The organism is Pantoea agglomerans NBRC 102470, assembly GCF_001598475.1.
Taxonomy (GTDB): Bacteria; Pseudomonadota; Gammaproteobacteria; order Enterobacterales; family Enterobacteriaceae; genus Pantoea; species Pantoea agglomerans.
Window position 1 is genome coordinate 23217 of sequence record NZ_BCZA01000019.1, and the last position, 8201, is coordinate 31417.

Below are 8201 nucleotides of genomic sequence, written 5' to 3' on the forward strand. Positions count from 1 at the left end.
ATAACAGAACAACGGGCGTAAGATTCTAGGTGAATTTTTCGCCCGTTTCAAGCAGCAATTAGTTTGCTGTTGCGTTCAGACCAGCCTGGTCAACGGCAACGCCGGCGCCCATGGTGGTTGAAAGGCTAACTTTCTTGATGTACACGCCTTTCGCCTGAGATGGTTTTGCTTTTTTCAGCGCAACCAGCAGAGACTCCAGGTTTTCTTTCAGTTTGTCAGCGTCAAAGTCCACTTTACCGATGGTAGTGTGGATGATGCCGTTTTTGTCGTTACGATAACGAACCTGACCCGCTTTAGCGTTCTTAACCGCTTCAGCAACGTTAGGCGTTACAGTACCGACTTTCGGGTTTGGCATCAGGCCACGTGGACCCAGAATCTGGCCCAGCTGGCCAACAACGCGCATTGCATCCGGAGAAGCAATAACAACGTCAAAATTCATTTCGCCTTTCTTGATCTGATCAGCCAGGTCTTCCATGCCTACCAGCTCAGCGCCTGCTGCTTTAGCAGCTTCAGCGTTGGCGCCCTGGGCGAAGACAGCAACACGTACTGAACGACCAGTACCGTGTGGCAGAACGGTCGCGCCGCGAACGTTCTGATCAGATTTACGTGCATCAATGCCGAGGTTGACAGCAACGTCAACGCTTTCAACGAACTTGGCAGTAGCCAGTTCTTTCAGCAGAGCAACAGCTTCAGCAATATCATACTGCTTGGTCGCGTCAACTTTGTCGCGAATTACGGTCATGCGCTTGGTCAGCTTAGCCATTTCTTAGTCCTCTACTACCAGGCCCATGGAACGAGCAGTACCTTCGATTGAGCGAGTCATCGCTTCAACGTCAGAACCAGTCATGTCCGCAGCTTTGGTTTCTGCGATTTCACGTACCTGAGCACGAGTCACTTTACCGACTTTATCTTTGTTCGGCTTACCAGAACCAGACTTGATGCCCGCTGCTTTTTTCAGCAGTACGGCAGCCGGGGGCGTTTTGGTAATGAAGGTAAAAGAACGGTCGCTGTATACGGTGATAACAACAGGAGTCGGCAGACCTTTTTCCAGAGATTCGGTCTTAGCGTTGAACGCTTTGCAGAATTCCATGATGTTAACACCCTGCTGACCCAGAGCTGGACCAACCGGTGGACTTGGGTTCGCCATACCAGCTGCAACCTGCAGCTTGACGTAGGCTTGGACTTTCTTAGCCATGATATTTCCTCAATTGGGTTATAGCGCCTGTAAAGGCTCCCCGTGATAACGATTTACACGCTGTTGCCAGCGCATAAAAACAAAAGGCGCGAAATTGTAGTTAAATTTCGCGCCTGCTGCAACAGCTAATTTGTGAGCGGAAAGAGGTTAACCTTTCTCTACCTGACCGAAGTCGAGCTCAACCGGCGTCGCACGTCCAAAGATGGAAACGGATACCGTCAGGCGGCTCTTCTCGTAATCCACATCTTCAACCACACCGTTAAAGTCAGCAAAAGGACCGTCATTAACGCGAACCATTTCACCTGGCTCAAACAGCGTTTTCGGACGAGGCTTGTCGCCGACCTGCTGCAGACGGTTCATGATCGCATCAACTTCTTTATCGCTGATAGGTGCCGGACGGTCAGATGTACCGCCGATGAAACCCATCACGCGTGGGACGCTGCGTACCAGGTGCCAGCTGGCGTCATTCATCACCATCTGAACCAGTACGTATCCCGGGAAAAACTTGCGCTCGCTCTTACGACGCTGGCCACCACGAATTTCAACGACTTCTTCAGTCGGAACCATGACGTCGCCAAACAGCTCTTCCATGTTGTGCAATTTGATATGCTCGCGCAGCGATTGTGCTACGCGGCCTTCAAAACCGGAAAACGCCTGTACGACGTACCAGCGTTTCTTTGGAGCTTCAGACATCTCAGAACCTCAGGCCAGTGATAAACGATACCAGACGGACCAGAATACCATCCAGCCCCCACAAAATCAGTGACATCACGGCAGTAACCGCGGCAACGATTAACGTGGTGTGCAGCGTTTCCTGGCGGGTTGGCCAGATAACCTTACGCATTTCTGTTCTTGCTTCACGAGCAAAAGCCACGGTCGCTTTGCCTTTGGTCGTTAAAAGCGCAATGCCGCCAGCCGCTGCAATCAGTACAACTACGGCTAAAGCACGCAGTGGCAGTGACACATCACGATAGAGGTAGTTACCTACAATCGCTGCAAGCAGCAGTAACACGACTACTACCCACTTTACCGCTTCCAGGCCACGCCCGCTCCCTTGAGCTTCGGTATTCGCACTCATAAACCAACCTGCCACAATAATTCAGAAACTATTCTGCCCCGCAGTGCGAGGCGTCCAAACCGAATGAGCTTTTGGGGCGTAACTCGGTATCCAACGCCGCATAACAGAGCCTGTCTCAGCAATGATTATGATTCAAAAAATCACTGATGAGCCAGGTTCTATGAAACAGCGTGCAAAAAGGGCATCAAATGATGCCCTTTCCGTGTGCATTGCGTCAAACGTTATCGGTAATTATGCGATAACTTTAGCAACAACACCCGCGCCAACGGTACGGCCACCTTCGCGGATTGCGAAGCGCAGACCTTCGTCCATTGCGATTGGGTGGATCAGGGTAACAACCATTTTGATGTTGTCGCCTGGCATGACCATCTCAACGCCTTCTGGCAGCTCTACTGAACCGGTTACATCAGTTGTACGGAAGTAGAACTGTGGACGATAGCCTTTGAAGAACGGAGTATGGCGGCCACCTTCGTCTTTAGACAGAACGTAAACTTCTGACTCGAACTGGGTGTGCGGCTTGATTGAGCCTGGCTTAGCCAGAACCTGGCCACGCTGGATGTCTTCACGCTTGATACCGCGCAGCAGAACACCACAGTTTTCGCCTGCCTGACCCTGGTCCAGCAGCTTACGGAACATCTCAACACCGGTACAGGTTGATTTCGCAGTATCTTTGATACCCACGATTTCAACTTCGTCGCCGACTTTAACGATGCCGCGCTCAACACGACCGGTAACAACGGTACCACGGCCAGAGATTGAGAATACGTCTTCGATTGGCAGCAGGAACGGCATGTCGATCGCACGGACTGGATCCGGGATGTAGTTGTCCAGGTGTTCAGCCAGCTCAACGATTTTTGCTTCCCACTCAGGAACGCCTTCCAGCGCTTTCAGAGCAGAACCACGAACGATCGGGGTGTCATCGCCTGGGAAGTCGTACTGTGACAGCAGGTCACGTACTTCCATCTCTACCAGTTCCAGCAGCTCTTCATCATCAACCATGTCACACTTGTTCAGGAACACGATGATGTAAGGAACGCCAACCTGACGACCCAGCAGGATGTGCTCACGGGTCTGTGGCATTGGGCCATCAGTCGCAGCAACAACCAGGATCGCGCCGTCCATCTGCGCAGCACCGGTGATCATGTTTTTCACATAGTCGGCGTGGCCTGGGCAGTCAACGTGAGCGTAGTGACGTGCAGCAGTCTCATACTCAACGTGTGCGGTGTTGATGGTGATACCGCGGGCTTTTTCTTCAGGCGTGCTGTCGATCTGATCGAATGCACGAGCCTGGCCGCCGTTGGTTTTAGCCAGTACGGTAGTGATAGCTGCAGTCAGGGTGGTTTTACCGTGGTCAACGTGACCGATGGTGCCCACGTTTACGTGCAGTTTGTTACGTTGAAATTGCTCTTTAGCCATCGCTAGTCCCTCTAAGACACGGATATATCAATGATATCATCACATTAACCAGGCAATGCCTGACTGCAAGGAAGTTACAGAGAAAATCAGGAGGGAGATTAAAGGAAGTGGTGCTGATACCCAGAGTCGAACTGGGGACCTCACCCTTACCAAGGGTGCGCTCTACCAACTGAGCCATATCAGCACATCTGGAGCGGGCAGCGGGAATCGAACCCGCATCATCAGCTTGGAAGGCTGAGGTAATAGCCATTATACGATGCCCGCATCCTGGAACTCGGCTACCTGTTCTTTCTGTAGCTTGCAGATAACAGAGATGTTTCTCTATTATCTACTGCCTGTCAGCGAAACTGACCGACTTTGACTTCGCTAACGCTCAGTCTGAATTCAGGGTGATAAGTGACTCACCTGACAGATAAACAGGTTGTTTATCTGCGTACCCAACCGCGAGGTTGAGATGGTGGTGGGAGAAGGATTCGAACCTTCGAAGTCTGTGACGGCAGATTTACAGTCTGCTCCCTTTGGCCGCTCGGGAATCCCACCTACTTGATGGTGCCGGCTACCGGAATCGAACTGGTGACCTACTGATTACAAGTCAGTTGCTCTACCAACTGAGCTAAGCCGGCATCAAGTGGAGCGCATTCTAGGAAGGTCGGGCTCTGGATGCAACTAAAAAATCGCTTATTTTTTTCTATCGCTTACTATTTGTGCAAATCATCGCATTTTAGTGTTTTTGTGCAGAATATTTGTGCAATCTGGTCCTGTTTTCATAGGATCAGTCGACTCGCGCTAATGCCGCACGCCTCTCCCTGGGTCGTTCTTCAGCAGGTAAATGATCTGCGGGCAGCATTTTTATTTCAGACACTTGTACCGAACGATGCTTTTTTGACCTCGCCTGCGCTTTTTTATCAGGTGCAGGCGCTTTTCTGTAGAAAGCAGGCCTGTTTTGACATGCGTGTCCCTTATGTCGGTACGACGATGACCAGGCGTGGAGCCTTTCAAAATGACTCTACGCCGTTTGTTCTTTTGCTGAAGTTCTTATGGGACATATTGAATCTGTACCGCCTAAGCCTCTCTCTATGCCCTTATGGCGGCGTTTTGTCATTCAGACGCTGTCAGGAATGTAAAAAGCAGATGAAAGCCGCACATGCGCTGTGATGAACTGCAATATCATAAACAACGATAAAGCAGTAAAAATTAAAGCCACCATGATGTTTTGTGGGTATGCCGACGAAAGCGAGATCACGTTTATCTTTTTACTTCTGTTAAAAGCCATACTGGTGATACCCTCCAGCCCATTGTTCTCACTGATAAACCAGCGATTCGTGATTCACTTCACCTGTGCTGTCCTGCTTATCGGATAACACGCGGTTGATAGCCGTGAATTTGCGGTCAGATGCATGCTTATGGATAAAACGACCCCCCTGACAACGCCTTATTTAGAGTTCACTCGTGAGCAATGGGCTGCATTACGTGATTCCGTACCTATGACGCTGTCAGAGGAAGAGATCGCGCAGCTGGAGGGCATCAACGAGGATCTCTCGCTGGAGGAAGTAGCGGAAATTTATCTGCCACTTTCGCGTCTGCTTAATTTTTATATAAGTTCAAACGTTCGCCGGCAGGCTGTACTGGAGCAATTTCTGGGCACCAATGGCCAGAAAATCCCCTATATCATCAGTATTGCGGGTAGCGTAGCGGTCGGTAAAAGCACTACTGCGCGCGTCTTGCAGGCTTTGCTCAGCCGCTGGCCTGAACATCGCAAAGTCGAATTGATCACTACTGATGGCTTCCTTCATCCTAATGCCGTGCTGAAAGAGCGTGGGTTAATGAAGAAAAAAGGATTCCCGCAATCCTACGATATGCACCGGTTGGTCAATTTCGTCTCCGATTTGAAGTCGGGAGCCAGTCAGGTCACCGCACCGGTCTATTCACATCTGATTTATGATGTCATCCCTGATGGCGATAAAGTGATACAGCAGCCTGATATTCTGATTCTGGAAGGTCTGAATGTATTACAGAGTGGAATGGACTATCCCCACGATCCCCATCATGTCTTTGTTTCAGACTTCGTCGATTTTTCTATCTATGTTGATGCAGAGGAAGATCTCCTGCAAAGCTGGTATATCAATCGATTCCTGAAATTCCGCCAGGGCGCATTTACCAATCCGGACTCCTATTTCCATCATTACGCCCAGCTTTCAGAGGCAGAAGCGATTGAAATCGCCGGTAATTTATGGAAAGAGATTAACTGGCTTAACCTGCAGGAAAATATCCTGCCGACGCGCGAACGAGCCAGCCTGATTATGACCAAAAGTGGCGATCATGCAGTCGATAAGGTTCGCTTGCGTAAATAACTGCTGTCATAAAAAAGCCTGCGCTGCTGCAGGCTTTTTTTACTCAGACAGGACGCAGTGATATTTCTCCACCCACCCAGGCTTTTATTTCGCCATCCTGTTCCAGTAACAGGCCACCCTGGCTGTCTACGCCTCGCGCAATACCATGGACCTCACGTTCACCGATAAGCAGCTTAACCGGCCGGTTAATAAAGTTATCCAGCGCAGCCCAGCGTGCGACAAACGGGGTTAATCCCTCCTGCTCAAAGAGCGGCAGAGCTTCGCGCAGACTGTTGATCAGACGTGCCGCCAGCTCATTGCGGTTTACCGTTACCCCGGCCTCCTGCAGGTTAATCCAGCCCTGATTAATCTGTGATGCATCGGCTGTTCGCATCGCCAGGTTAATCCCTGCACCAATCACGATCTGCGCAGCATCGCCGGTTTTACCTGTCAGTTCGACCAGAATACCCGCCAGTTTACGATCGTTAAGGTAAATATCATTGGGCCATTTTACGCGGACATCATCGGCCCCTAATGAACGTAATGTCTCAGCCATGATAATGCCAATTACCAGGCTCAGACCCATCGCCGCTGCCGGCCCCTGCTCCAGACGCCAGTACATAGACATGTAGAGGTTCGCGCCAAAGGGCGAAAACCACTGACGGCCACGACGGCCTCGACCCGCCTGCTGATATTCCGCAATGCAGGCAGCACCCGACTCCATTTCATGCATACGTTCCAGCAGATACTGATTTGTGGAATCAATCACCGGGATTACCGAGACGTTACCCTGCGTAACCTGTGAGAGTATCGCCTGCTCATCCAGCAGCTGTATCGGGGCAGAGAGACTGTAACCTTTACCTGTCACGGTATAGACATCAAGACCCCAGCTTTTTAACGTCTGGATATGCTTATTTATGGCTGCGCGACTCATGCCCAGCGTTTCACCCAGCTGCTCACCGGAATGGAACTCACCATCAGATAAGATATCAACCAGCTTTAGCGGAACATTATGGTCTTTCATGCGATCACCCCGACGGCATTACACTCACCCTGCGCCTGAATAAAGCGCACTTCGGGCTCAAGCCAGACATCAAATTTTTCACCAACCTGAGCGCGTACGGTTTTTGCCAGCGCAACGATATCGTCGGGAGTGGCATTTTCAGCGTTGATCAGCACCAGTGCCTGTTGCTGGTGAACTGCCGCGCCCCCGATGCGATAACCTTTCAGCTGGCACTGATCGATAAGCCATCCTGCTGCCAGTTTGATTTCACCATTTGGCATCAGATAGTGTGGCATAGTCGGAAAATGCGTCAGTAGTGAGCTGCACTGCGCCTCGGTGACGACAGGATTTTTAAAAAAGCTGCCTACATTACCGGTGACTTTCGGATCGGGTAATTTGCTCTGCCGCATCTGGCATACCGCGTGATAGACATCCCAGGCATTGGCCGTCACCGGATTGAGCGTTTTCAGATCGCCGTAGGTTAATACCGGTTGCCATTGCTTAGGCAATATTATCCCGACTGCGACGATGACATAGCCTGACTGGTAGTGATGTTTAAAAATGCTGTCACGATAGCCAAACTCACAGGCTTCACGATCGAGACGTTCTGTCTGACCACTGTGCAGATTAAGTACATCCACGTATTCGCAGACGTCTTTTAATTCCACGCCATAAGCACCTATGTTCTGAATCGGTGCCGAACCGGTCATACCAGGGATCAACGCCAGATTTTCCAGGCCTGTGATTCCTTTTTCCAGCGTGCTTTTAACCAGCTGATGCCAGTTCTCACCTGCCCCGACGTGCAATTTCCAGCACTCATATTCATCCTGAATTTTGATGCCTTTGATGCGGTTCAGCACCACTGTACCGGCAAAATCTTCCAGGAAGAGGACATTGCTGCCTTCACCGAGCACGAGGAAAGGCGTTTGATCACTCTGGCTGGCCTGCCATGCTGCCAGAATGGCGGCTGGCGTCTCGGCGACGATGCGTTTCTGTGTATGTACTTCAAGCCCAAGCGTATTGTCGGCTTTTAAGGAGGGATGCTGGCTGGACATTTGACGGCCTTTACTGAGTTATCTGGCCGTAGTTTACCGTATCAGAGAGGGGTTCTCAGGCTGTTTTCGGGGGTTATGATGAGGTTTTTCACGATCTGCGGACGTAAAAAAGCCCCGCACTTTC

9 protein-coding genes and 4 tRNA genes are annotated in these 8201 nt (G+C 50.7%); 2 read left to right on the forward strand and 11 right to left on the reverse strand.

The window, feature by feature from the left end:
* Positions 1-58 precede the first annotated feature (58 nt).
* The 9 genes from rplA to PAG01S_RS21360 all read right to left on the reverse strand — a co-directional run bounded on the left by rplA (position 59) and on the right by PAG01S_RS21360 (position 4312).
* A complete protein-coding gene (gene rplA / locus PAG01S_RS21320; RefSeq protein ID WP_010261038.1) occupies positions 59-763 on the reverse strand; it encodes a 50S ribosomal protein L1 in 705 nt (234 codons plus the stop codon).
* Between the two features lie 3 nt (positions 764-766).
* Complete coding sequence (gene rplK, locus PAG01S_RS21325; protein ID WP_006121495.1) at positions 767-1195, reverse strand: 50S ribosomal protein L11; 429 nt, start codon at positions 1193-1195, stop codon at positions 767-769.
* A gap of 147 nt (positions 1196-1342) precedes the next feature.
* On the reverse strand, positions 1343-1888 hold the full coding sequence (gene nusG, locus PAG01S_RS21330) for a transcription termination/antitermination protein NusG (RefSeq protein ID WP_003848088.1): 546 nt from the start codon (positions 1886-1888) through the stop codon (positions 1343-1345).
* Between the two features lies 1 nt (position 1889).
* A complete protein-coding gene (gene secE / locus PAG01S_RS21335) occupies positions 1890-2273 on the reverse strand; it encodes a preprotein translocase subunit SecE (RefSeq protein WP_008927141.1) in 384 nt (127 codons plus the stop codon).
* Positions 2274-2504: 231 nt separating this feature from the next.
* Positions 2505-3689, reverse strand: a complete 1185-nt coding sequence (gene tuf / locus PAG01S_RS21340) for an elongation factor Tu (RefSeq protein ID WP_010261012.1) — start codon at positions 3687-3689, stop codon at positions 2505-2507.
* Positions 3690-3797: 108 nt separating this feature from the next.
* A tRNA-Thr gene (locus PAG01S_RS21345) sits at positions 3798-3873 on the reverse strand.
* Between the two features lie 5 nt (positions 3874-3878).
* A tRNA-Gly gene (locus PAG01S_RS21350) sits at positions 3879-3953 on the reverse strand.
* Positions 3954-4144: 191 nt separating this feature from the next.
* Positions 4145-4229: transfer RNA gene (locus PAG01S_RS21355), tRNA-Tyr, on the reverse strand.
* A gap of 7 nt (positions 4230-4236) precedes the next feature.
* Positions 4237-4312, reverse strand: a tRNA-Thr gene (locus PAG01S_RS21360).
* A 37-nt stretch (positions 4313-4349) separates the two neighbouring features.
* Here PAG01S_RS21360 and PAG01S_RS21365 point away from each other — a divergent pair.
* The gene (locus PAG01S_RS21365; RefSeq protein ID WP_062759693.1) at positions 4350-4844 is read left to right on the forward strand and encodes a hypothetical protein; all 495 of its coding nucleotides are present in this window, start codon (positions 4350-4352) and stop codon (positions 4842-4844) included.
* Positions 4845-5092: 248 nt separating this feature from the next.
* Positions 5093-6040: a type I pantothenate kinase gene (gene coaA / locus PAG01S_RS21375; RefSeq protein ID WP_081114168.1), complete on the forward strand. Its 948-nt coding sequence runs from the start codon at positions 5093-5095 to the stop codon at positions 6038-6040.
* A gap of 43 nt (positions 6041-6083) precedes the next feature.
* Here coaA and birA read toward each other — a convergent pair whose 3' ends face one another.
* Together birA and murB are read right to left on the reverse strand one after the other, a co-directional pair.
* A complete protein-coding gene (gene birA / locus PAG01S_RS21380; protein ID WP_010261004.1) occupies positions 6084-7043 on the reverse strand; it encodes a bifunctional biotin--[acetyl-CoA-carboxylase] ligase/biotin operon repressor BirA in 960 nt (319 codons plus the stop codon).
* Positions 7040-8077, reverse strand: a complete 1038-nt coding sequence (gene murB / locus PAG01S_RS21385) for a UDP-N-acetylmuramate dehydrogenase (RefSeq protein WP_062759697.1) — start codon at positions 8075-8077, stop codon at positions 7040-7042. The genes birA and murB overlap by 4 nt, the downstream gene beginning before the upstream one ends.
* Between the last annotated feature and the right edge of the window lie 124 nt (positions 8078-8201).

Bases quoted from the DNA above. Each gene is read 5' to 3' on its own strand.
- rplA (WP_010261038.1), bottom strand. From the start codon at position 763: ATGGCTAAGCTGACCAAGCGCATGACCGTAATTCGCGACAAAGTTGAC.
- birA (WP_010261004.1), bottom strand. From the start codon at position 7,043: ATGAAAGACCATAATGTTCCGCTAAAGCTGGTTGATATCTTATCTGAT.
- tuf (WP_010261012.1), bottom strand. From the start codon at position 3,689: ATGGCTAAAGAGCAATTTCAACGTAACAAACTGCACGTAAACGTGGGC.
- rplK (WP_006121495.1), bottom strand. From the start codon at position 1,195: ATGGCTAAGAAAGTCCAAGCCTACGTCAAGCTGCAGGTTGCAGCTGGT.
- secE (WP_008927141.1), bottom strand. From the start codon at position 2,273: ATGAGTGCGAATACCGAAGCTCAAGGGAGCGGGCGTGGCCTGGAAGCG.
- murB (WP_062759697.1), bottom strand. From the start codon at position 8,077: ATGTCCAGCCAGCATCCCTCCTTAAAAGCCGACAATACGCTTGGGCTT.
- nusG (WP_003848088.1), bottom strand. From the start codon at position 1,888: ATGTCTGAAGCTCCAAAGAAACGCTGGTACGTCGTACAGGCGTTTTCC.
- PAG01S_RS21365 (WP_062759693.1), top strand. From the start codon at position 4,350: ATGCAACTAAAAAATCGCTTATTTTTTTCTATCGCTTACTATTTGTGC.
- coaA (WP_081114168.1), top strand. From the start codon at position 5,093: ATGGATAAAACGACCCCCCTGACAACGCCTTATTTAGAGTTCACTCGT.